Source organism: Serratia sp. AXJ-M (genome assembly GCF_046531865.1).
Lineage (GTDB): Bacteria > Pseudomonadota > Gammaproteobacteria > Enterobacterales > Enterobacteriaceae > Serratia > Serratia liquefaciens.
Map to the genome: position 1 here is coordinate 4,195,993 of NZ_CP059394.1, position 24,227 is coordinate 4,220,219.

Annotated in this window: 18 protein-coding genes, 3 tRNA genes and 1 pseudogene; 10 read left to right on the forward strand and 12 right to left on the reverse strand. The window is 56.0% G+C overall.

Annotated features, from left to right (window positions below):
- Positions 1–31 precede the first annotated feature (31 nt).
- Both H0S68_RS19685 and H0S68_RS19690 read right to left on the reverse strand, forming a co-directional pair.
- Positions 32–6,013, reverse strand: coding sequence for an alpha-2-macroglobulin family protein (locus tag H0S68_RS19685; RefSeq protein ID WP_410528974.1), 5,982 nt, complete (start codon positions 6,011–6,013; stop codon positions 32–34).
- A 152-nt stretch (positions 6,014–6,165) separates the two neighbouring features.
- Positions 6,166–6,492, reverse strand: coding sequence for a YqcC family protein (locus tag H0S68_RS19690; protein ID WP_170868555.1), 327 nt, complete (start codon positions 6,490–6,492; stop codon positions 6,166–6,168).
- Between the two features lie 178 nt (positions 6,493–6,670).
- On the opposite strand from H0S68_RS19690, the gene H0S68_RS19695 reads away from it, so the two are divergent.
- The gene (locus H0S68_RS19695; RefSeq protein WP_115058140.1) at positions 6,671–7,909 is read left to right on the forward strand and encodes an MFS transporter; all 1,239 of its coding nucleotides are present in this window, start codon (positions 6,671–6,673) and stop codon (positions 7,907–7,909) included.
- 286 nt (positions 7,910–8,195) lie between these two features.
- Here the strand turns inward: H0S68_RS19695 and H0S68_RS19700 are convergent, their stop codons facing one another.
- The gene (locus H0S68_RS19700) at positions 8,196–8,324 is read right to left on the reverse strand and encodes a hypothetical protein (RefSeq protein WP_262244728.1); all 129 of its coding nucleotides are present in this window, start codon (positions 8,322–8,324) and stop codon (positions 8,196–8,198) included.
- A 203-nt stretch (positions 8,325–8,527) separates the two neighbouring features.
- Positions 8,528–9,079: a SecY-interacting protein gene (syd, locus tag H0S68_RS19705; protein ID WP_128865130.1), complete on the reverse strand. Its 552-nt coding sequence runs from the start codon at positions 9,077–9,079 to the stop codon at positions 8,528–8,530.
- A gap of 107 nt (positions 9,080–9,186) precedes the next feature.
- Between syd and queF the strand changes: the two are divergent.
- From queF to xni, 3 genes and pseudogenes are all read left to right on the forward strand, one after another.
- Positions 9,187–9,297: pseudogene (gene queF, locus H0S68_RS19710) on the forward strand (NADPH-dependent 7-cyano-7-deazaguanine reductase QueF); the annotation flags it as partial.
- A gap of 190 nt (positions 9,298–9,487) precedes the next feature.
- On the forward strand, positions 9,488–10,852 hold the full coding sequence (gene ppnN / locus H0S68_RS19715) for a nucleotide 5'-monophosphate nucleosidase PpnN (RefSeq protein ID WP_122080086.1): 1,365 nt from the start codon (positions 9,488–9,490) through the stop codon (positions 10,850–10,852).
- Positions 10,853–11,022: 170 nt separating this feature from the next.
- Positions 11,023–11,778, forward strand: coding sequence for a flap endonuclease Xni (xni, locus tag H0S68_RS19720; RefSeq protein WP_262244727.1), 756 nt, complete (start codon positions 11,023–11,025; stop codon positions 11,776–11,778).
- A 30-nt stretch (positions 11,779–11,808) separates the two neighbouring features.
- Here xni and rlmM read toward each other — a convergent pair whose 3' ends face one another.
- From rlmM to H0S68_RS19740, 4 genes are all read right to left on the reverse strand, one after another.
- Positions 11,809–12,912: a 23S rRNA (cytidine(2498)-2'-O)-methyltransferase RlmM gene (gene rlmM, locus H0S68_RS19725; RefSeq protein ID WP_020828379.1), complete on the reverse strand. Its 1,104-nt coding sequence runs from the start codon at positions 12,910–12,912 to the stop codon at positions 11,809–11,811.
- Positions 12,905–13,300, reverse strand: coding sequence for a DUF423 domain-containing protein (locus H0S68_RS19730; protein ID WP_020828380.1), 396 nt, complete (start codon positions 13,298–13,300; stop codon positions 12,905–12,907). Before H0S68_RS19730 ends, rlmM begins: the two co-directional genes overlap by 8 nt.
- Positions 13,301–13,352: 52 nt before the next feature.
- Positions 13,353–14,270 carry a transcriptional regulator GcvA gene (locus H0S68_RS19735; RefSeq protein WP_044553150.1) on the reverse strand — a complete coding sequence of 306 codons (918 nt, stop codon included), beginning with the start codon at positions 14,268–14,270 and terminating at the stop codon, positions 13,353–13,355.
- A 383-nt stretch (positions 14,271–14,653) separates the two neighbouring features.
- Entirely contained in the window at positions 14,654–14,878 is a 225-nt protein-coding gene (locus H0S68_RS19740; RefSeq protein ID WP_004952250.1) for a YgdI/YgdR family lipoprotein, read from the reverse strand.
- Between the two features lie 195 nt (positions 14,879–15,073).
- Between H0S68_RS19740 and csdA the strand changes: the two genes are divergently transcribed.
- Together csdA and csdE are read left to right on the forward strand one after the other, a co-directional pair.
- On the forward strand, positions 15,074–16,279 hold the full coding sequence (gene csdA, locus H0S68_RS19745; RefSeq protein ID WP_410529474.1) for a cysteine desulfurase CsdA: 1,206 nt from the start codon (positions 15,074–15,076) through the stop codon (positions 16,277–16,279).
- Positions 16,280–16,302: 23 nt separating this feature from the next.
- Entirely contained in the window at positions 16,303–16,737 is a 435-nt protein-coding gene (gene csdE, locus H0S68_RS19750) for a cysteine desulfurase sulfur acceptor subunit CsdE (protein WP_261110303.1), read from the forward strand.
- On the opposite strand, the gene tcdA is transcribed toward csdE, so the two are convergent.
- Positions 16,728–17,534 (reverse strand): tRNA cyclic N6-threonylcarbamoyladenosine(37) synthase TcdA, encoded by an 807-nt coding sequence (tcdA, locus tag H0S68_RS19755; RefSeq protein ID WP_122080088.1) that lies wholly within the window; start codon positions 17,532–17,534, stop codon positions 16,728–16,730. The two genes, csdE and tcdA, sit on opposite strands and share 10 nt — an antisense overlap.
- A gap of 302 nt (positions 17,535–17,836) precedes the next feature.
- Positions 17,837–18,979: a murein transglycosylase A gene (gene mltA / locus H0S68_RS19760; RefSeq protein WP_128865132.1), complete on the reverse strand. Its 1,143-nt coding sequence runs from the start codon at positions 18,977–18,979 to the stop codon at positions 17,837–17,839.
- A 213-nt stretch (positions 18,980–19,192) separates the two neighbouring features.
- Between mltA and H0S68_RS19765 the strand changes: the two genes are divergently transcribed.
- From H0S68_RS19765 to H0S68_RS19775, 3 genes are all read left to right on the forward strand, one after another.
- Positions 19,193–19,269: transfer RNA gene (locus H0S68_RS19765), tRNA-Met, on the forward strand.
- Between the two features lie 62 nt (positions 19,270–19,331).
- Positions 19,332–19,408 (forward strand) — tRNA-Met (locus tag H0S68_RS19770).
- A 64-nt stretch (positions 19,409–19,472) separates the two neighbouring features.
- Positions 19,473–19,549, forward strand: a tRNA-Met gene (locus tag H0S68_RS19775).
- Positions 19,550–19,676: 127 nt separating this feature from the next.
- Here H0S68_RS19775 and H0S68_RS19780 read toward each other — a convergent pair.
- Together H0S68_RS19780 and amiC are read right to left on the reverse strand one after the other, a co-directional pair.
- Entirely contained in the window at positions 19,677–21,086 is a 1,410-nt protein-coding gene (locus H0S68_RS19780; protein WP_217331849.1) for an MFS transporter, read from the reverse strand.
- Between the two features lie 311 nt (positions 21,087–21,397).
- Entirely contained in the window at positions 21,398–22,648 is a 1,251-nt protein-coding gene (amiC, locus tag H0S68_RS19785; RefSeq protein ID WP_217331848.1) for an N-acetylmuramoyl-L-alanine amidase AmiC, read from the reverse strand.
- Between the two features lie 239 nt (positions 22,649–22,887).
- Here amiC and argA point away from each other — a divergent pair, with 239 nt between their 5' ends.
- Positions 22,888–24,213, forward strand: coding sequence for an amino-acid N-acetyltransferase (gene argA, locus H0S68_RS19790; protein ID WP_041414902.1), 1,326 nt, complete (start codon positions 22,888–22,890; stop codon positions 24,211–24,213).
- Positions 24,214–24,227: the final 14 nt, after the last annotated feature.

Consider the following 24,227-nt stretch of genomic DNA (forward strand, 5'->3'; position numbering starts at 1 on the left):
GGGCGGATATCCGCCCGACGCCAGTCACGGCTTATTTATTTTCCGCCGGCACCACCACCAGTTTACCGCTGCCGACCGACATGGCCTGTACTTCACGGTCATACATGGCTTCGCCATAGGCCGGTGGGATAATAAAGCTGCCGGTATTGGTCGCTTTGATCTGGTAAACGAACTCCTGTACGTCGGTGCTGGCACTGCCGTAAATGATCACCCGATCTTCACGAGTGTCGCTGTAATCCGGCGCCCAGCTGGATCCTGAAGCCGCCAGCGGTGACTGCCAACCGCTGCTTGGCGCTTCCGCTTCGCTGTCCTCGTCAGCGGCAGGTTCCGGCGGCGTTTGCTGCACCACTTCGAACCCGCCAGGCAATAGATCGACGATCGCCAGATTGCTCAGCCCCTCTTTAGCGTTAGCACGGATTTTCAGATGTACATTGACCTTCTGGCCCAGCGTTACCTGCGTGACCGGCTTACCCTGCTCATCGGTGTAATCGCGGGTGATTTCCAGCCCGCGTGCCAGGGCTTTCTGTGGCGCAGCAAGGTCATAACCGGCCTGCGTCACCGAGTACCAGGCCGGCGCATCACCGCTGTTGGTAAAACGGACAGCGGCGGCATCGGCGGTAAACTGCCCTTTGGCAAACAGCCCCTGCAGCTCGGCTATCCGCTGTGGTGCTGCATTGCCGCCTTTACCAATCTGCGTAATGTCCAGCGAACCCGCGTTGGCTGACTGCGCCACCTGGGCCGAATAGCTCTCCAGCGCCAGTATGCTCATCGCGGAAGAGTAGGTGGTGTAGCGCTCTTCTTTCAGCGCCTTCACCATGTTCTCCAACACCTGCGGCGGAATCGATGCCACCTTTTCCGGGAAATGGCGAGTAATCAAATACAGCCGCGTCGCATCCTGCACCAGCGGATCAAAGTAATTCTGCGTCCACCAGGCGTTGTCATAGGCTTTGCTCAACTGCTGCCAGCTTGGCTGCAATAGTGCGGCAGCCTCGTCATCCATCTTCAGCAATTGATAAGACGATGCCAGATACAGCGCGCTCAGATCGGTTTTCCAACTGTCCGGATAGCGTTTTTGCAGCGTATCCTGCACCATTGCCAGCGCATTGGTGGTCACCTCGCCTTGCCGCGTCAGCAGATAGATAGCCCAGCTGCGTAAACGCAGCCGATACAGGTCATCAAAGCCGCTGGCCGCCAATTCACGCAGTGCGCCGTTGGCCTCCTCAAGCATCCCCTCCGGCAGCGCATACCCGGCTTGTTTCGCTTCCAGCAGATACTGGACCACATACGGCGTAACGAAAGGATCGGCATCCGGCGATGACCGCCAGGCGCCAATGGCCCCGCTGTCATTCTGACGAGAACGCAACACGCCGAGCAGGTTGCGCAGCTGTTTGCTAACCTCGGACTGGCTCAGGCCCCCCGCCATTTCCGGATGACGGCTCTGCAGGATCAGCGGAATGGAGCGGCTGACGATCTGCTCGGAACAGTAGTAAGGGTAGTCTGCCAGGTATTGAGCCAGTCCGTTGGTCAGCACCAGCGGTGAATGGGAAACCGCCGCCTGGCGCTGCGCATAGGCGTCAAACATCTGACGCAGGCCTTCGACGTTTTGGCTGCCGCCGCTCATCCGCCCCATTACCGTTTGGGTTCGATACGGCATAGCCGGCCGCACCGAGGTGCTGACCGTGCGACGGCTACTCTTGTCGCCATAGCTGGCGTCAAACACCAAAGGCGCATCCCCCAGCGCAGATTTGGCACGCAGGCGGAAGTTAACCACACCCTCGCGTTTTTCCGCCAGTGACAGGCCTTGCACGGCGTTGCCCACCACATCCAACTGAGGAGGCGGCGTCAAGTGCACGCTTACCGCCACCGGTTGACCGTTCAATCCTTCGAGGTTGTTACTGACGCCCACGCTGACGTCAAACTCATCGCCCGGTGCCACCATCGCCGGTACGTTTGGCGTCATGATGAAGTTGTCCCGCACCGTCGCGGCGGTTTGCGCCTTGCCGATCTTGTCCGGCGTGACCGAGATAGCCATGACCCGGATTTTACCGTTGAAGTAATCCGGCACCGGATAGACGAACGCCTTCTCGCCGTTCACCTCGGTGATACCTGACCAGTAAGCGACCGGCTTATCACGCTTGCGTTTGAACGGGTTCAGGTTGAGATCCAAACCTTCCCCCGCATCGCCGCCCGGGGCCGCCGTCAACGCCATCAGCTTACTGAACTCCGGCAGGATCAGGTCAAGAATTTGCGAACTGGTGACGCTCAGTTCACGCTTGCTGAAGAAGAACTCCAGCGGATCTTTTAAGCGGTAGCGAGCCACCTGCAGGATCCCTTCATCGACGGCGAACAACGCCACCTGCTGCGGGCCATCGGTTTTCACCGTCATGGTCAGATCTTCGCCTGGCTTAATCACCGTTGGTGCTGTCACTTCCAGCCCATTCTGCCGTGCGCGGGTGCTGATTTTGAATGGCATAACGCCGTAACTGAGCGGGCTCATAAAGATTTCGCTGGAGTTGACGTCGCGCACAAATTGCACGTTGATATAGCCGTTGCCCTCCATGCTGGCTGGCAGGCGGATTTTTTGTACCGAACTAGTGGTATCGCTATGGAACCACTGCCAGGCGTAAACCCGATCTTTCTCGATGGTGATCAGACCGCTGCCGGTGTAAGGCGCGTTGATCGACACCTCTATTTCTTCGCCGGGTTGATATTCCGCCTGGTTCAGCTTCAATTTCAGTTCCGCATTGCGATCCAGCGAACGACTAAGGTTGGCATTCCCGGCCACGCTGTAGGCAACGCGGTTAAGCACCTTGCCCTGCGCGTCTTCAATCACCAGCACAAAATCCCCCGGCTTGTCGGTCGCCAGCCGCAGATCATTCCCCTGTTCACTCAGTGCCAACGGCTGCTCCGACAGCGTCACTTCCTTCATTTTCGATTGATATTTGTAAACGCCGGAATCCTGCTTGGTCAGCACGGAAATGTATTTCTGTTCGATCAGCACCAGCTTCAGATCCGCCAAGGCAATCTGTTTGAGCGACGGATCTACGGCGATCACATTCAGCTGGCGCAGCGCATCGCGGTTAATATAGCCAAGATCCCCATCCGCCTTCACGCCGACAAGATAATCATAAGGCGATACCAGGGCTCTGGCGGTAGCCGCCACCGAACGCCCGCCGCCTGCGGCAAAGGCTTCCGACAACAGTTGCAACTGATAAGTGGCGTCGGCATAACCTTTGAGATCCAGCGGGATGTTAGCCGCGCCCTGCTCGTCGGTAGTGCGGTCTTCCAACTCGGTTTCGAAGCCGTCGCTGTTCTGCCGATTCTCATAGAAGGCGTAGTCCGGGAAGCGGTCAAAGCTCGGATACATGGGGCGCAGCGTCAACCTGGAAGTGACGCGACGGTCTTGCGCCGGCGTGCCAAACAGGTTCTGCACGTCAATATTGGCTTTCAATTCAGAAGGTTTCACCCAGCCCTGTTGCCGGTTTGGCGTCAGCTCCAGCTTCACCTTCAGTTGATCCGGCTCAAACTCTTTCACATTGACGGAGGTATGACCAAGCAGCGTTGAGGTGTCGTGGTTTTTCCCCACCAGATACAGATAGACGTTCCACTCGCCGGTGGGTGAATTCTCATCGGTGGTGTAGCTCAGCTCGTTGAACCCGCTGGCGCCCAACGTCAGCGGCACCGTGGTCATCAGCTTATCGCGCGGATCGCGGATTTCAGCACGTACCGGCACGCCGGCCAGCCCCACGCTCCAATCAGCAGCACGGGTGATCAGGCCAACATTAAAGGTATCTCCCGGCCGGTAAACGCCCCGATCGGAGAACAGATAGCTACTGAGCGCACGCGGATCGGTCGGGGTCTGCTCACCGGCAATGTCGAAGCGCGAGAAATCCAACCCGCGATCGTTATAGCTGCCGGTCGGCAAGAAGGAAACATCGCCCTCCTTTTCCACCAGGAACATCACCGGCTGGCGTTCATTGGTGTAAACATCAAGCGCCGGGAAGCGCACGTGGCCGTTGGTATCGGTGATTTGACTGAGCAAGGTTACGCCGTTTTTCGCGATCACCGACACTTTCGCGCTGCCGACCGGTGCGCCGCTGTGAATCGATTGGACAAATACATCGCGCGTTTTGTCCTGGGAGCTTTTGGCGACGATGCCCAGATCGGTTACTACCACAAAACGTGAATCGCCGACCCCAGCTTGATCGCCGCTTTCTTCCTCAGACTCATCCGCTCCTGCCTCTTCCTCCGCCGGCTTCTTGTTCGGCTGCCATTCGGACAGCGTCAGCAGGAAAACGCCGCGGTGAGAATCAGGATTGGTGGACAAGTAGCGGGAAAGATCGATGCCCTGATAATTCACCACGCCCGGCTGGTCATTGTTGAGCGCGGTCTGGTATTTAAAATGCTCGGTAAAATATTCGTCATCCAGCCGGTTAAACTCGGCGGAAGAGTATTCCCGGCTTTTGAAAGAAACGATATGCTGCAATTGGCTTGGGATCACCCGTTTGATATCCAGGCGCAGGCCCGCCACGTTGCGCGCGGCAACGCTGATCTGCTTATCGCCGTTGACCGACAGGAGCGACCCTTGCGACATGAACTGCAGGGATTTCGGGAACTCCGGCACCTCAATCACCCGGTAGGCCTTTTTCGGCATTTTGTAACCGCCGTTGGAGACCAGCTGATTGTCGATCTCAAGCAGCATGAAGCGATGTGCCGGGGCATCGAATTTGAAGCTGAACTGCGGCTGGTAGCTCTCTTCAGCTTCGTTGAGCGTCAGAGTCAGCGGCGTGGACTGCGCCAGCACATTCTTGGCGACGCTGTCGGTATCCCACTGATAAAAATCATTCGGGTCTTTAGCGGCTTCAGCATCGCTGGGATCGTGCTGTGGCAGCAACCAGGCCTTGGTCGCGCGCACCAGCTCTTTATCCTTGACGGCGTCGCTGAAAGCGACGATCAGGGCCCGCTGCCCCTTGGCACCCTCGGCGTCGACCACCTGGGCGCTGGCATCGCTCAGCGCCAGGCTGTACAGCGTCGGCACCGTGACCCGGTTGCTTTTCACCTCGTCGATGGCGTTGGCGGGCACCGTCGCTTTTATGCCCTTGCCGACGGTCAGGTGCACCACACCGCCCTGATCCAGCGCCTGCAGCGGCTCTGAGTGGATCCAGGCGTTGAGTTTTTTCTCATCGTAGACCAGCGAGAAGTTAAGCTTTTTCTCCGACTTGGCGTTGCCTTCCTTCAATCCCAGCGAGACCTGTTTTTCAAAGCTGGTGACGTCCAACGGCGCATTGAACTTCAGATTAAAGATAGCGCTGCGCTTCTTCGGATCCTGCGGGTCCTGGTAATACTCGGCCTGCCCCAGTTGGTAATTAAAAGCGGGAACGTTAAAGGTGTAACGGGTATTGGCGAGCTTGATCTGCGGGGCCAGCAACGTGGCAGGATCGAGGTTAACCTGGTATTGCGTGCCCATCGGCAGCGGTTTGTTCGGCGTAAAGACCAGGGTTGAGGCGTCGTTCCAGATCCACTGGCCCTCGGCCTGCGGCTTAAGCGTCACGCCTTTGGTCACCGCTTTACCAACGTCGGTCAAAGGCGCCGCCGAGTGACTGAACGTCAGGCTTAGCTTCTGCGGTGTCGGCTTCTGAACCGCGTAGTTTATCGCTTCAGGGCCAGCGGCCTGCACGTCGGTTTGCTGATACACCATGGGTGCCGGTTCGATCGGTTGCGGTCGGTTCAGCCACCAGTGCCAGCCGTAGACAGCGCCACCGGCGATACACAACAAAACCAGCAACGCCAGACTGATGGCTTTCGGGTATTTGTTTACGCCGCTTTCCAGCCGCAAAAACGCCCGTTTCACACCGCCGGACAGCGCAGTCCACCAGGCAGGCGCACTCCAGGCAAGGTTACCGATCAGCGGCCTGAATAACCGGCCCAGTAACGCCAGGCTCAGTGCCAGCAGGCGAAATGCGCCCTTGATTAACGTAAAAGGCAGACGAAGGATAAACTTTAATAAATCCATTATTGCAGCACCTTATAATCCTTTGCAGATCCCCGGATAAACGGCCAAGGTTTATCGGGTTCGAAAGACGCCGCCAAATACCCTGTCCTGGCGTCTGCGCTAATACACCCATCTGCCGCCTGGCGAAAATCAGCGGCCACGTCGGAATATAATTACGACTCTTTATTCAGCATGTTGTCCAATTTCTGCAGCACAACCAGCAGCGGCATGCAGTTGGGGTCATTATCTTTCAGCGCCTCTTCAAAATAAGGCGTGATGGCGAAACGCGTCGGCAACGGCGCATCCGCATCCAGCAGCGCGTACATACGCGGCAGAAACACCCATTGCAGCCAGGCTTCGGCCGACATGCTGTCTACGCAGAAAGGTTCAGTGCTGGCGAAGGCCTCAGGCTCAGGCGGCGCGGCCTGCCAAAGAGCCAGATCGCGCATTGACTGTTCAATCGCCTGCAAACTGTGGCGAACCTGATTATTTATACTCATCTGCATTCCCGATCTATTTTCATGATGATGATTCAGCCGCGTGGCTGAAAAGCGGCAAAGCATAGCATTTTTATAGCCCAAATTCGGCTGACTTGACTAGCACGGCCGTTTTTATCTGGTGGCGTCCAGCGCCCCACGGCACAATAGGCCCACCGACTAAACCAAACAGATTAGACACATGCCTGCAATCACAACGACAAAAAACCACGCCACGCCCGGCAAAGCCATGCTGGCTTCGGTCACCGGCTACGCCATGGACGGCTTTGACTTGCTGATCCTCGGCTTTATGCTGCCGGCCATCAGTATCGAAATGGGATTGAGTTCTTCCGCCGCCGGTTCGCTGGTCACCTGGACGCTGATCGGCGCCGTACTGGGCGGGGTGATTTTCGGTCACCTCAGCGATCGCTTTGGTCGTATCCGGGTATTGACCATCACCATCCTGATGTTCTCGGTGTTTACCGGCCTTTGTGCCCTGGCACAAGGCTACTGGGATTTGCTCGCCTACCGTACGCTGGCGGGCATCGGGCTGGGCGGGGAGTTCGGTATCGGCATGGCGCTGATCGCCGAAGCCTGGCCGGCGGAAAAACGCAATCGAGCCTCGGCCTACGTGGGCATGGGCTGGCAGCTTGGCGTATTGGCGGCGGCGTTTCTCACCCCGTTACTGCTGACGCATATCGGCTGGCGCGGCATGTTCCTGGTGGGCTTGTTGCCCGCACTGGCGTCGTTCCTGATCCGCCGCACCCTGGGAGAACCGGAAGCGTTCGTCCGCCAGCAAAGCACCGGTGAACAGCTCTCTTTCGCCCAACGTATCAGGCTGCTGTTCAAAGACCGCGCCACCAGCAAGGCCAGTATCGGTATTTTTATTTTGTGCTCGGTGCAGAACTTCGGCTATTACGGGCTGATGATTTGGATGCCGACCTACCTGGCCAAAAACTTCGGTTTCTCATTAACCAAGTCAGGCCTGTGGACAGCGGTTACGGTGATCGGCATGACGTTCGGTATCTGGCTGTTTGGCGTCTTGGCCGACCGCTTCAGCCGCTGGAAGATTTTTATCAGCTATCAGATCGGTGCGGTGGTGATGGTAGTGGTCTATGCGCAACTTAGCGACCCGACGTTAATGCTGTTTGCCGGCGCGCTGATGGGAATGTTCGTTAATGGGATGATTGGCGGCTACGGCGCGTTGATCTCCGATACTTACCCGGTACAGGCGCGCGCTACCGCACAAAACATTTTGTTCAATCTGGGGCGAGGCGTTGGCGGCCTGGGGCCATTGGTGATCGGCGCATTGGTGACGCAGGTATCCTTCGCTGCGGCAATCAGCCTGCTGGCGGCGATTTATCTGCTGGATATTTATGCCACGCTGTTCCTGCTGCCTAAAAAACAGGTCGATGGCGATACGCTGGGGGCGATTGGTTAACAACTGAGATGAATTCGAGCAGGGTTAAGCCTGTTGACGGCTTAAAGCATAAATCCGTATAAAAAGTTGAGGGCACTGCGCTAACAGTGCCCTCGGTTCGTTTTATAGCAGTCCCGCTACACAGTGTGCTCCCTGCTCAATCCTTGAAAACTTTTCCTGCGGCCATCCTGACCAAACCATCCTGGCGTTGTCCCGTAACATCATCCTGATGCGGTTCCTCAGTCTTCATGACCCGCCAACCATCCTTTGCCGGCTCTCAATCTCCATCCTGGAGGTGTCCCTGGTTTCAATCCTGAAACATCCTGGCATCTCCTGACGCCGTCCTTCGCTCTTCACTGAGCGCATCCACTTCTTCTTCCTGAAGCTGCATCATCCTGATGCTTTCCAGCTCCGCCGTATCCCTTCCGGTGAACATAAGATCGCTCAATTATCCCGGGTTCACAAGAGCTTACCGGCAGGCTGACGGAAAATTAATGCTAAGAGTTATCCTAAAGAAAAACTAACCAATTGATCTGGATAACAATAAAATCCATCTCAGCGACAATGCGGTGAAAATTAAAAGCGATCTCTCACAGCCCGTGTGCGAGATATCTCACACGGGATACGGTTAAATTAGCGTCAAGCGTCAATCCGCGGGCGCAATGCATCGAGGAAATTGCCCAACGACGCCGCCAGTAAGGTGCGCTTATCGCTGCCAAATTGCTCCAGCACCACATTCCCACTGACGTTGCACAAAGAGACCAGAGTCATTTCTGATTCGGTGGTTGCCAGGAACAGCGTCGGGGACAGTTTCAAACGTTTTTGCGTTACCAGATGACCGATCAGGTTTTCCTGCAGGCGGATAAAATCGTCTTCGCTCCATACCTGCAGCAAGGTCAAATGATGTTCGCCGAACTGCGCACCCATATCGCCAGCATACTGCTGGGTATAAAACAGATTGATGTCCGGCTGCAGACGAAGCTCAAGCGCAGTCTCTACCTTTTCCAGCGTTGCGGCCGGGGTGAAGGGTTGCGGCAACCACAGCGCCTGGTCATCACGGTTTTCGACCAGGCAGGGCGACGGCACGCCGTACAGCTCCTGACTTGCCGGCGCATGACCGCGCTCCTGCTGCCAAAGCTCAACATAACGCTGGGTAAATTCACGCAGGGCGTGCGGTACATCGTGGTCCATATTTTTTCTCGCATACGGTAAACTGGCGACCATTGTACCTATCTCTCACCAAGGTGACAGCAGATGTCCTCCGACCAAGCCCCCTCCCTGTCGGAACTGACGCTGGGCAAAGCCTGACAATCTACGCACGTTGCCCCCGTCGCGGCGGGCAGGACATCAATCCCTGGCGCAGCAAAACGGACTTTGTCCCGTTTCGAGGTCGTCCGACACGCCAATAGTGCGAAACATTGCTCAACAACTGAGCTAACGAGTGGTTTGTGTTGGTAAAAATCGGGGGACGGCGGTAAGGTTAAATCAGGTGCGCCGGGCATTCCGGTCGGGTTTTGCCGCCGTGCCCTGACAATAACGAGATGCTGTTTTGCTGCGTATGGATTACTACTGCCCCGTTCCGGGTGCAAAGGAGTTACCTTGATTACACACATCAGCCCGCTTGGCTCTATGGATTTGCTGTCGCAGCTGGAAGTAGACATGCTGAAGCGTACCGCCAGCAGTGATCTATACCGTTTGTTCCGCAACTGTTCGCTGGCCGTTTTGAACTCCGGCAGCCAGACCGACAACAGCAAACAGCTGCTGTCACGCTACGAAACCTTTGATATCAACGTGCTGCGCCGTGAGCGCGGTGTGAAACTGGAACTGGTTAACCCACCGGAAGACGCCTTTGTCGACGGTCGAATTATCCGCTCGCTGCAGGCCAACCTGTTCGCCGTGCTGCGCGATATTCTGTTCGTTCACGGGCAGATCGACAGCGCCGGCCGTTTCCAGCATCTGAATCTGGAAAACTCGGCCCACATTACCAACCTGGTGTTCTCTATCCTGCGTAACGCCCGTGCGTTGCACCTCGATGAGGATCCTAACCTGGTGGTGTGCTGGGGCGGCCATTCGATCAATGAAAATGAATACCTTTATGCCCGCAAGGTCGGCAGCCAACTGGGCCTGCGCGAGCTGAATATCTGTACCGGCTGCGGACCGGGTGCCATGGAAGCGCCGATGAAAGGCGCCGCCGTGGGCCACGCCCAGCAGCGCTACCGCAACAGCCGTTTTATCGGCATGACCGAACCTTCAATCATTGCCGCAGAACCGCCAAACCCGCTGGTCAATGAGCTGGTTATCATGCCGGACATCGAAAAACGCCTGGAGGCCTTCGTCCGTATTGCCCACGGTATCATCATCTTCCCGGGCGGCGTTGGCACGGCGGAAGAACTGCTGTATCTGCTGGGTATTCTGATGAACCCTGAAAACAGCGAACAGGTCTTGCCGCTGATCCTCACCGGGCCAAAAGAGAGCGCCGACTATTTCCGCGTGTTGGACGAGTTCATCATGAACACGCTGGGGGACGCAGCGCGCCGCCATTACACCATCATCATCGACGATCCGGCCGAAGTGGCGCGGCAGATGAAAAAAGCCATGCCGCTGGTGAAAGAAAACCGCCGCAATACCGGCGATGCCTACAGCTTCAACTGGTCTATTCGCATCGCGCCGGATCTGCAATTGCCGTTCGAGCCGAGCCATGAAAATATGGCGAATCTCAACCTGTATCCGGACCAGCCGGCCGAACAGTTGGCCGCTGCGCTACGCCGCGCGTTTTCCGGCATCGTCGCCGGCAACGTGAAGGAAAATGGCATTCATGCCATCGAACAGTTCGGCCCGTACAAGCTGCACGGCGAACCGCAGATGATGAAACAGATGGACAGCCTGTTGCAGGGCTTCGTCGCTCAACACCGTATGAAGCTGCCGGGCAGCGCCTATGTGCCCTGCTACGAAATAGTCGCTTAATGAACTCTCCGGGGCGGCTTAATAACCGCCCTTCTTTTTACCTGACTTTTCCGCCTTTACTCTATATGGATTTCAAGTTGCAGCCAGGCGGTAAGCGTGTTCATCCCCGGAGCTTACTTGGGGGGAGTACGTGAAGTCAGCAACGTTGCAGCTTGAAAGACGACGAGTTAATGCCTATACACCTACTGATTGTCGACGCCCTCAACCTCATCCGCCGCATTCACGCCGTGCAGGGGTCTCCCTGTGTCAACGCCTGCCAGCACGCCGTGCAACAGTTGATCCAGCACAGCCGCCCAACGCACGCGGTGGCGGTATTCGACGAGGACGATCGCAGCGAAAGCTGGCGTCATCAGATCCTGCCCGACTATAAGGCTGGACGTTCGCCGATGCCGGAGAATCTGCAGCAGGAAATGCCGCAGCTTCGCCAGGCGTTCGAGGCTCTCGGCGTTGGCTGTTGGCACTCACCAGGCAATGAAGCGGACGATCTGGCGGCAACGCTGACGGCCAAAGTCGCCGGCGGCGGCCATCAGGTCACTATTGTGTCCACCGACAAAGGTTACTGTCAGTTGTTGGCACCCAGCGTGCAAATCCGCGATTACTTTCAAAAGCGCTGGCTGGATATGCCGTTTGTGCAGCAGGAGTTTGGGGTATCGCCACAGCAGTTGGCGGACTACTGGGGATTGGCGGGGATCAGTAGCAGCAAGATCCCTGGCGTAGCCGGCATCGGACCGAAAACGGCGGTATTGCTGTTGCAGCAGGCAGGTTCGCTGGACGGGCTCTACCAGGCCCTGGAGCAGGTGCCGGAGAAATGGCGCGGTAAACTGCAACAACACCGCGACATGGCTTATGTCAGTAAAAAGGTCGCCACCTTGCGCACCGACCTGACGTTAACCGGTAACCTGCAGCAACTGCGGTTACCGGCATAAACCAGGGCGCTGCAGAAAGCGCCCGCTCAATTAATCACGCTCGTCGCGACGACCAGCCACGGCAGACCACATACGGCGAACGTGCACGGTAACTTCTTCACGATCGTGGTACAGCTGCTTGGCATGGATTTGCGAGCTGATACCCGCCGCATCCAGCGCTTCCCTGATCGACTGCAGGTTCTGCGAAACCTCTTCGTAGCGTTTTTTCATCGGCAACTTCAGGTTGAAGATCGCCTCGCGACACCAGCCTTTCACCAGCCATTGGATCATCAAGCTGGTCACCTTCGCAGGTTTTTCCACCATGTCACACACCAGCCAGTAAATCTTGCTGCTGGAAGGTTCATATCTGAACCCGTCGGCGCGGTGATGGGTTACCTGTCCGGTATCCATCAGGCTTGGCGCCATCGGGCCATTGTCCACCGCGTGCACCATCATGCTGCGTTGCACCAGTTGGTAGGTCCAACCGCCCGGACAGGCCCCCAGATCGACCGCATGCATACCGCTGGCCAAACGCTCGTCCCACTCGTCGGCGGGGATAAACACGTGGAATGCCTCTTCCAGCTTCAGCGTAGAACGGCTTGGCGCGTCGGAAGGGAATTTAAGGCGCGGAATGCCCATATAGAACGGTGAGTTGTTGTTGCTGAAGGAGTAACCGACATAACAGCAACCCGGCGCGATAAAGAACACGTGCACCACCGGACGGGTTGCATTCTCACGGGCCATCAACACTTTCTGCTCACGCATCGCGGCGCGCAACGGCACCGTCAGTTTGCGGCAGAACTTCATCAGCTCTTTGCTTTCGTTGGTGTCCGGCACTTCTACTCGCAGCTCACCACCACGGTCGACCACGCCAATCAGCATGCCAACGATCGGTGATACGCGATCTTCCGGCGGCAAATCACGCAGCAGTTCGCCCACCACCAGCATCTGGCGGGCAAAAATCAGCTCGCGGAACGGAATTTCCCGCGCCAGGCGATCGGCATCGTCCGGTTGGTAGCACTCAAAAAGCACGTAGCCGCTGTTGTCCTTCACTCTGGCGAAGCCAAACACTTCCAGCTCGGCAGCCTTGGCGGTAATTTCCGCCGCACACTCTTTTTCAAAACCCTGGCGGCAATACAACGCAATCTTATTCATGGCGCTCGGCCTTTTTCCTCAGACGCAAAGCGCCAATCAACATCAATACCCAACCGGCCAGGAAACACACGCCGCCAATCGGCGTGATATAGACCCAGACCTTCAGGTGCGACAGCGCCAGGCAGTACAGGCTGCCGCTGAACAGTACGGTGCCGAGCGCCAATAACGCCCCGCTCCAGTAAAACCACAGGCTGACACGGCGTTGCATCGCCACTGCCAGTGCCAGGATCGTCAGGGTATGAAAGCCCTGATATTCCAGCCCGGTACGGATCCAGGCCATCTCGTTAGCGCCCAGCGTGCCACTTAATACGTGTGCGCCAAACGCGCCCAGAGCAACAAATACAAAACCGCTGATAGCGGCAAAAATCAGCATTGAACGACTGCTCATCGTTATTTACCTTTATTGAAAAAAACCGGCGGCGACAAAACGGCGACCGGCCTCATTGTTCGTAGCGAAAGCGGAACTTTTCTTGCTCGCTGGCTGCCCGCGCCAGGATCCACTGACGAAAGGCGGCTATTTTACCCAGTTCTGCCTGACTGTCATGACATACCAGATAAAAAGCATTTTTACTGACCAGGACGTCGTTAAACGGGCATACCAATCGCCCGGCTTCGATCTCGGTCTGCGCCATCACGTTATTGACCAGCGCAATCCCCTGCCCATGCACTGCCGCCTGAACCACCATGGCGCTGTGGCTGAAAATCGGCCCCTGCTGTACATTGATGTGCTGCAACCCCAACTGGCGCGTGTAGGCCAGCCAATCGCGGCGTGAAGTATCATGCAGTAGCGTGTGATAAGCCAGATCGCTCGTCATTTTTAACGCATGTTCGCCGGTAAGCAGGCTGGGAGAGCATACCGGCAGCAGGTATTCCGCGTATAAACGCTCGGCGCGCAACCCAGTCCAGTTGCCGCGACCATAGAAAATCGCCACGTCCACGTCATCCGCCAGCTTGTCTTCTTCACGGTCCACCGCCTGGATACGCACGTCAATTCCCGGATAAGCTGAGTTAAAGCCGGACAGGCGGGGCACCAGCCACTGAATGGCAAAACTCGGGGGCAAACTGACGGTCAGTGCACCCTTGGCGCTGCGCGCCTGTAACTTGCGCGTTGCCTCATTGATCGAGGAGAAGATTTCCTTGATATCCAGATAATAACTTTGCCCTTCTTCCGTCAGCAACAGCGAGCGGTTGCGGCGCCGAAACAGCTTCAGGCCGAGGAAGTCCTCCAGCGACTTGATCTGGTGGCTCACCGCGGCTTGGGTGACAAACAGTTCTTCAGCCGCTTTGGTAAAACTCAGATGACGAGCAGCCGCGTCAAAGACCCGCAGTGCATTCAGAGGTGGTAAGCGTTTAGACATTTATTAGCTACTTTTGTGTAACAATATTCCGAGTGATTCGGCATAAAAAATCAGGCGGCGTGGTGTGCGGTGCAAAAGGCACAGAACAACAAAGCGCTACCATTAGTTTTTTTAATCCGAGCCATTATAAATTGTCCGTTGAGCATGCGCCAGCAAATACCTATAGTGGCGGCACTTCCCGGGCCGGAACGAAAAGGGAGTGGGTGTCGAGGACGCCGATGAACTTTTGGCTTGTGGTTGTGATGTTGTGTTTGCAAATTGTCTGGCAATCCAGACGTGGTAGCTAAGCTACTGTTTTTTCACTTCCTGTACATTTACCCTGTCTGTCCATAGTGATTTTATGCAGCACCGCAAGCTTTGCGGTGCTTTTTTTTGCCTGACGTTTACTGGTTGCTTTCAACCATTTCTTTCACGTCGGAGCGGTTGATCTGCTGCTCAACACCGTTGGCATCTTTATAGCTGATCATCCCGGTGTCGTTGTCCACTTTTGGCTTGCCGTCAGCGACAATAGTGCGCCCATCATTGGTGTGCATCACGTAATTGCTGGAGCAGGCTGCCAGGGTGAACGTAAGCATCAGAGCAGAGATAACTGCGGCTGTCTTCTTCATTGTGGACTCCTTGTAGTTTTAAATGCTGTAAAAAACCCTTTCTATTATTCAACGCCATTATTTAGCGCGTACTTATTAGCATAACAAACTTTCCCAAGATTGCCAGGCGATAAGTCCTAATGGTCGTGATAGCTTGTCTCCAGCCGTAAAATAAGACAGGATCAGTGATTGACTCCAGCCAGTGATAATCAGGGTATGACGCCTTTTAATCCCATCGACTTCCGTAATCAGTTTCCTGCATTGCAGCAGGCGGGCATTTATCTCGACAGCGCCGCCACCGCATTAAAACCTCTGGCGGTCATCGCCGCTACGCAGCAGTTTTATCGTGACGATGCGGCAACGGTGCATCGTAGCCAGCATAGGGCCGCACAGGACCTGACTGCCCGTTTCGAGCAGGCGCGCCAACAGGTCGCTACACTGATCAACGCCCCTTCAGCCGATGATATTATCTGGACCCGCGGCACCACCGAAGCCATCAACCTGATAGCGCAGAGCTATGCTCGCCCACTGCTGCAACCGGGTGACGAAATTCTGGTGAGCGAGGCCGAGCATCACGCCAATCTGATCCCCTGGTTGATAGTGGCAGAGCAAACCGGAGCTCGGGTGGTAAAACTGCCCCTTGGTGCAGATCGCCTGCCGGACCTGACATTGTTGCCTGGCCTGCTCAACGCCAAAACCCGTCTGCTGGCACTGGGGCAAATGTCCAACGTCACCGGCGGCTGCCCGGATCTGGCGTATGCCATCACTTTGGCCCACCGCGCCGGCGCACGCGTGATGATCGACGGCGCGCAAGGCATAGTGCACTGCCCTGCCGATGTTCAGCGACTTGATATTGATTTCTACGCTTTCTCCGGCCACAAACTCTACGGCCCAACCGGCATAGGGGCGCTATATGGCAAGAGCGAGTTATTGGCGCAAATGGCACCGTGGCAGGGCGGCGGCAAGATGCTGACCCAGGCATCGTTCGAGGGGTTCACGCCGCAAAAGCCTCCTCACTGCTTTGAAGCAGGCACGCCTAATATCGCCGGCGTGTTGGGGTTAGCCGCCGCACTGGAGTGGCTTGGCAATCAGGACATGTTGGCTGCCGAACGCTACAGCCGTGGCCTGGCCGATAACGCCGAACAAAGGTTGGGGGGATTACCGGGCTTTCGCAGCTTCCGTTGCTCAGGCTCCAGCCTGCTGGCATTCGATATTGCCGGCATCCACCACAGCGACATCGTCACCCTGCTGGCAGAACAAGGCATCGCCGTACGTGCCGGCCAGCACTGCGCCCAACCGCTGATGGCGGCGCTCGGGGTCAGTGGGACGCTGCGCGCCTCCTTTGCACCTTATAACACCCTGGAAGATGTCGATGCTTTGGTCGCAGCCCTGATCAACGCCATCGACCTGCTGGCCGACTAGACTGAATGAACACCGGAGACGCTATGCTTGCCCCTCATCCCTTTGGCCGTGAAATCACCGCCGAGGCGCTAATCGAAAAATTTACCGCGCTGAAACAGTGGGAAGATCGCTATCGCCAACTGATTATGTTGGCAAAGCAGCTGCCCCCGTTGCCGGAAGCATTACGTGCAGCGGAAATGGAATTGAGCGGCTGTGAAAACCGGGTCTGGCTGGGGCATCAGTTGCAGGCGGACGGGACGCTGCATTTTTATGGCGACAGCGAAGGTCGTATCGTACGCGGCCTGTTGGCGGTGCTGCTGACGGCGGTAGAAGGAAAAACGCCGCAACAAATCGCGGCGATGGACCCCTTGGGGTTGTTTGATCAGTTGGCGCTACGCGCCCAGCTCAGCGCCACCCGAGCCAGTGGACTGGAAGCGCTGGCTGCCGCTGTGAAAGCGATCGGCGCCCGCTACGCCTGACGCGCGGCTTTCGCTACCATCTTTTTCAGCGCGTGGGAAACGGCGACAAAGCCAAAGGTCGCGGTAACCATGGTTGCCGCACCGAATCCCGCACTGCAATCCATTCTTTTTGGCCCTTCTGCGGTGCTGCGCGACGCGCAAACGCTGCCATCCGGCTGCGGATAAACCAAGGGTTCGCTGGAAAACACGCAGTCGATGCCCAGCTTGCCCTTGCTGCTCTTCACCACGTTGAAATCATTTTTCAGCCGCTCACGCAGCTTGGCCGCCAGCGGATCCTGTATGGTTTTCGCCAGATCAACCACCGCAATCTGGGTCGGGTCTATCTGTCCACCGGCACCGCCGGTGGTGACCACAGGTATCTTGTAGCGTCGACAATAAGCCAACAGTGCCGCCTTCGGCCGCACGCTGTCAATCGCGTCAATGACGTAGCTGAAATTGTTATCGAGCAGCTCGGCAACGTTGTCCGCCGTAATGAAATCGTCAATGCAGGTCACCCGACACTCTGGGTTGATCGCCAGAATACGCTCCGCCATCACTTCCGTTTTTGACTGCCCGACATGTTGGCGCAGCGCATGAATTTGACGGTTGGTGTTGGTGACGCAGACATCGTCCATATCAATCAGCGTAATAGCGCCGATGCCGGTACGCGCCAGCGCTTCTGCCGCCCAGGAGCCCACGCCGCCGATGCCAATCACGCAAATGTGCGCCTGGGCAAACAGCGCCAACGCCTGCTGACCGTATAAACGTGCCGTGCCGCCAAAACGCTGCAGATAGGCTTCAGAATAGGCTGTGCTCATAACGCTTTGATTACCTTAACTTTGCAAATGATAAGGGCCGGAGGATCCGGCCCTTAAGATTATTGACAAAGGGGGATAAAAGCGTGGTTTTTCCCCCTTTGTGTTATCAGCCGAAAATCAATAAATTGATTTTCCTGATTATTTTCAAAATCTTTAGCGCCTGCCACCAAACATTATATGTTTGTCTGCAGTCTCGAGGGCCGGAGGATCCGGCCCTCGCGGGTCAATATCGGTATACCCGTTGCCTTTCAAGCCACAGTCAGACGACCAGCCTGAAATTTATCGGGTAAAGCCTGATGCCGTTAACGGGTGACCAACAGCGAACCGCCGGAGGCGGAGCTGGTCTGGCTGGTAAACAGCGGCGCGTTTACGTTGGCGCCTTTGAGCACCCAAACGCGGCCATAGTGGTTGTAATAACCCGCCGAGTGACCGGCGTCAGCCCCGATGCCCTGGTACATATCGAAGTGCTGGCCTTTGATCGCCCCACCGACGTCCAGCGCCACCATCAGACGCATCTCATATTTTCCCGTGAATTTACCCTTGTTGTCCAGCAGTGGCACTTCCGCCAGCAGCGTGGTGCCCGCCGGGATCAGTGAACGGTCGGAGGCCACCGAGGCTTTGGCGATCAGCGGCACCGCACTGGCGCCCCGTACCGGTGCAAAGGCCTCCGGACGGAAGAAGACAAAGGAAGGGTTTTGTTCCAGCAGCTCACGCACTTCTGCCGCGCTGTGGGTATCCGCCCACTGACGAATCGCCTGCATCGACATATCTGCCTTCGCCACTTCACCGCGATCGATCAGTACCTTGCCAATGCTGCGATAAGCATGGCCGTTCTTGCCGCCGTAGCCGAAGAACACCAACGGTTGACCGTTGCCGTAATCCACATAGCCACTGCCCTGGACTTCCATCATAAAGTTGTCCATCAGGGAGTTGGTGTACGCCACGATATAACGGTCATCCAACGCGCCTGAGTAAATACCCGCGCGATCGGGCAGGCGGCCTTTTCCTTTTGGCGGCATGCGGTACAGCGGATAACGGAACTCACCCTGCTGGGTATAGCGCGCCTGCACTACCGGCGTGTAATAACCGGTAAACTGAACGTTGCCGTAGTTGTCTACGCCTTCCATCTGGTAAGCGCTGAGGCCGTACTGGTTCAGATTGCGCGTATCGGCGCCGGAGGCCATCCAGTTCTGTACTGCCTGATAGGTGGTGTTGTTGCGATTAAAAAGTGAAGGAGAAGCGTATTTAATCTCCATCAGCTGATCTGAATAATCCTTGGCATTTACAGGAACCCCTTTCGCGTTGGGTTGATTCACCAACTCCAGCGACTGATCCAGGCGTCCATCCTTATATTGCTGTCCCCGATCGGTCGGCTTTGACGAACAGCCTGCCAGTATCGCTACCACTAACCCGCCCAGCAGGTATTTGCCCCAACGTCCTTTCATCGCGCACACTCTCAACTGATATGATCTACCGGCGAACGATAACAAACGCCCATAGATAAAGGAATCGCCGCCTATAAAAAAAGCCCTCGGCCGGATAATGATGAAAAAGAACGCAAGTTGCGGACTTATTCGACAGAAAGGCTGTTTTAGTTCAATAAAATGCAAAAAGGGTTGCAACAAAATGCACGGAGAGTATAGTGCGCTTCCATCGGACGCGGGGTGGAGCAGCCTGGTAGCTCGTCGGGCTCATAACCCGAAGGTCGTCGGTTCAAATCCGGCCTCCGCAACCAACCGATACTGCAAGAGCAGTATCAAGTAAGTGTTGGATTCGATGAAAAAAGTATTATACGGACGCGGGGTGGAGCAGCCTGGTAGCTCGTCGGGCTCATAACCCGAAGGTCGTCGGTTCAAATCCGGCCCCCGCAACCAACCGATACTGTACCAGCGGTATCTTATGAAAGTTGGTTTACGATAATACAAGCATTAAGACGGACGCGGGGTGGAGCAGCCTGGTAGCTCGTCGGGCTCATAACCCGAAGGTCGTCGGTTCAAATCCGGCCTCCGCAACCAATCTTAATGACCACAGATAAGCACCTTAACGGGTGTTTTTTTGTATCTGAAATCCACCAATCCCGATTTCACTCCCGCGAACAACGCCCTCTCCCTGACGTCCATGAAATCAGGTTAGCACACCCGATCAATCATAATGACTTTCACGTTTTTGCAGCCACATCCCCCCAATGGCTAACGCCGATACCACCGCCGGCACCGCCGCAAGCAGCAACAGATCGGATGCCATCCAATGGCGGGCAATCAGTGCAGCCCCCAATAGAGGCCCGAGCATCGAAGCGCCCCGCCCTATACCCAGCCCCCAACCTAAACCGGTTGAACGCAAAAATGTCGGGTAACCGCCGGCAGCCAGCGCATTTACCCCCGGCATGCCGCCGACGACGAAAACGCCTGTAACAAAGACCGAGCTGAACAGTATCAGCAGATTTTTCGGCTCAAAACCTATCGCGGCTATTGAAAGGGCCGCAATTGAAAAGCCGGTGATAAGCACGCTGTAAGCCCCGAATTTATCAATCAGGCGACCCAGCGCCAAGGTGCCTAAAACCCCGCCAAACTGTAATGCTCCCGTGGCTAAATTGGCGATTTCCAGCGACAGGCCCGCGTCCTTGATCAGGGTTGGCAGCCAATTTGCCAAAAAATAGAGATCGATAAGATTCATAAAATTCACCAGCCAAAGCAGCAAGGTGAACGCAGCACGGTTATCTCGAAAGAGATCAACCACCGTGGCTTTGGCGCGCTGCATGCCCATGTGGCTGTTGGAAAGATCGACGCTCATGGCCTGCTGCTCCGGAAACACTTTTCGCAAGGTTGAACGAATTGCCGCTTCTCCCTTTCCGCATCTCAACATCCATTGTGCCGACTCCGGCAGGTAAGCCCACATAGAAATCGCCAGGATAATCGGCAAAAGCCCCCCGAGAATAAAAATAGCCTGCCAGCCAACGAGCGGGATCAGCAAAGCCGCGGTAACGCCACCCAGCCCACCGCCGATCGCAAAAAAACAGGTTATCGCGGTGATATAGGTCGCTCGCTGGCGTAAGGGGCTGTATTCGACAACCAACGCAATACAGTTGGGCATCACGCCGCCTAAGGCTATACCGGCAAGGAAACGGAACGCCATCAGTTGGTTAACATTCTGGGCGAAGGCAGAGCACAGGGTGAATACGCCAAAAATGAGTGTGGCAGAAATGATGGACGGCCTACGCCCGATGCGATCGGCAAGCCAGCCCAGAGCAAAGGCACCGATGGCAATGCCGGCCAAGCCGGCGCTAAACACCGGGCCCAGCACCGCGGTTTCCAGCGACCAGGCATCCCGAATGGCCGGTGCGGCATAACCCATAGCCTGGATATCGAAACCATCACACAGTAGACAAAGCGCGCACATAGTCAGCAACAGCACTTGGCCGCGACGCGTCCCCGTGCTGTCTACCATTTCCTGAATGCTCTGCATTCCTTCGTTTGCGGACATTGACACGGGATATCCTTTTTCATGTGAATAAAATATATTTTTAAATAGAATATATTTTTTATTCCCTGTCAATGTGCAACACGGATTTTGCGCGCCGGTGTCTCAGAGTGTGAGCGAATCGACGAACCAGGATCTGGAGCCTTAGCAGATGAGGAATGGGGAGTCACGCTTATTGCAGCCAACCATTGGCTTGACGATTGCCGGTGAAGGGGCAACGAAATGGGTGCTGCCGATAGGATTCGCGAGCTTTTCGTCGCCAGTTTCAGGGACAATCAGGGATAGGAAGACTTGGCAAAACATTCGCCGTTGGGGCAAACTCCGGCTTGTTCAGGAATACAGTTATTGCGAAAGCGCAGCGGTCTGTAGATCCCCGCCGCCTCCCTCTAGCTGCGTGCAACCGCACCGCCGTTAGCAAAATACGCTTTGATACCTGCGAGAATAGACTCCGCCACCTGCTGCTGGAAATGGGCAGTACGCAGTTTGCGCTCTTCCTCTATGTTGCTGATAAATGCCGTTTCAACCAGGATAGAGGGGATATCCGGCGCCTTTAACACCGCAAAACCGGCCTGATCGACACGATTCTTATGCAAACGGTTAATTTTACCCATTCGGTTAAGCACTTCCTTGCCGAATTTCAGGCTGTCGTTGATGGTTGCGGTTTGTAGCAAATCAAACATGGTGTGATCCAAATAGCGATCGCCGCTTTTGCTGACACCGCCGATTTGGTCCGATTCGTTCTGGGTCTGCGCCAGGAACTTGGCCGCCGAGCTGGTGGCCCCCTTGGTCGACAGCGCAAATACCGACGAACCGCGCGCGGCACGGTTGGTGAAGGCATCCGCATGGATCGACACAAACAGATCGGCGCGCTGCTTACGTGCCTTAGCCACCCTCACCTTAAGCGGAATGAAGACGTCCTCATTGCGCGTCATAAACACCTTCATGTTCGGCTCACGCTTGATTAAGGTGCTCAGGCGGCGGGCAATCTGCAGTACGATATCTTTTTCACGCGTTTTGAATTTGCCAATCGCACCGGGATCCTCGCCGCCGTGGCCGGGATCCAGCATGATGACAATAGGCCGATCGCGCCCTGCTTTACCGGCCTGCGGTGCTTCCGCCGGTAAAGTGCGCTCAAGATCGCCCTTGTTGTAATCTTCCAGTAACGCCAACAGTGGATCATAGTCTTCGCCGCTGCCGCCCTTGCTCGGGTACAGATCCATCACCAGACGATTGCGGTATTCCGGCACCGGCGCCAATGTAAACATGTGGGGCGTGACGCTGCGTTTAAGCTCCAGCACCAGCCTGACGGTGTTTTGATCGAACTGGCCGACACGCGCCTGTTTCAGGTAAGGATCGTCGTCGCGTACCTGGCCGACAATGCCCTTAAGCACGCTGTTGAGCTGCACGCCCTCGATATCCACCACCACGCGATCGGGATTGGTCAACGCAAACTGTTTATATTTCAGTTCAACGTTAGATTCGAGCGTCACTCGGGTATAGGTAGACGAAGGCCAGACACGTACGGCGATGACGTGCGACGAAGCGGCGACGCCTACGCGACTCACACTCAGCAACCAGCTAGCGGCAACCCCCTGCAATAAACGACGGCGGCCCAGATTGTGATTTGAGTTTGGCATGCGACTCCGGCAGTGGTAACAGATTAAAACAGATGAAAAAAACACCAGTAAACGGGAATGCCGAAAACTTTAACCAATCATTCCGGCGCTGTCATCAGAAAATCTTTTTATGGTTTTTCAATTTATTAACGATTCAGCGCCCTTAGCAAAGATATAGAGACAATTTCCCGCTTGCCATCAGGCCAAGAAAAGAATAAAAATACAAAAATACCGTATAAATATGCAGATGAGGTTTGGCCGTGAAGGAACGTAGTACAGAGCTGGTCCAAGGATTCCGTCACTCAGTTCCCTATATCAACGCCCACCGTGGCAAGACGTTTGTCGTCATGCTTGGCGGGGAAGCCATCGAACATGAGAACTTTTCCAACATCGTCAACGATATCGGGCTGCTGCATAGCCTGGGCATTCGTTTGGTGGTGGTCTATGGCGCACGGCCGCAAATCGACGTTAATTTGGCGCAGCATAATTACGAACCGATTTATCACAAACATACGCGCGTTACCGACGCCCACACCCTTGAGCTGGTTAAACAAGCAGCAGGCCTGTTGCAACTGGATATCACCGCCAGGCTGTCAATGAGCCTCAACAACACACCGCTGCAGGGTGCGCATATCAACGTGGTTAGCGGTAACTTTATCATTGCCCAACCGCTGGGTATCGATGACGGTGTGGATTACTGCCACAGCGGCCGCATCCGTCGTATTGATGAAGAAGCCATTCATCGTCAGCTCGACAGCAACGCCATTGTGCTGATCGGCCCGGTTGCCGTTTCGGTTACCGGCGAAAGCTTTAACCTGACGTCAGAGGAAGTGGCGACCCAGTTGGCCATCAAGCTGAAAGCCGAGAAGATGATCGGCTTCTGCTCGTCTCAAGGGGTCACCGATCAGGAAGGCAATATCATTTCCGAACTGTTTCCCAACGATGCGCAGAAACGCATCGAAGAACTGGAAGAGAGCGGTGATTACCATTCGGGCACCGTGCGCTTCCTGCGCGGCGCGGTAAAGGCCTGTCGCAGCGGCGTACGCCGCAGCCACCTGATCAGCTATCAGGAAGACGGTGCGTTGGTGCAGGAATTGTTCTCACGCGATGGTATCGGCACCCAAATCGTCATGGAGAGCGCGGAACAGGTGCGCCGGGCCACGATTAACGACATCGGCGGCATCCTCGAACTGATCCGTCCGCTTGAACAGCAAGGCATTTTGGTTCGCCGCTCACGTGAGCAGTTGGAAATGGAGATCGACAAGTTCACCATTATTGAACGCGATAACCTGACCATCGCCTGCGCGGCGCTGTATCCGTTCCCGGAAGAGAAAATCGGCGAGATGGCCTGCGTGGCGGTGCACCCGGATTACCGCAGCTCATCACGCGGTGAAATGTTGCTGCAGCGGGTGGAGAGTCAGGCGCGCCAGATGGGCCTGCGTAAACTGTTCGTGCTGACCACTCGCAGCATCCACTGGTTCCAGGAGCGCGGGTTCACCCCGGCGGAAGTTGACGTGCTGCCAATGCAAAAACAGGCGCTGTACAACTACCAACGCCGTTCCAAAATTCTGCTGGCCGATCTGTAACCCGCGCGGGCGCA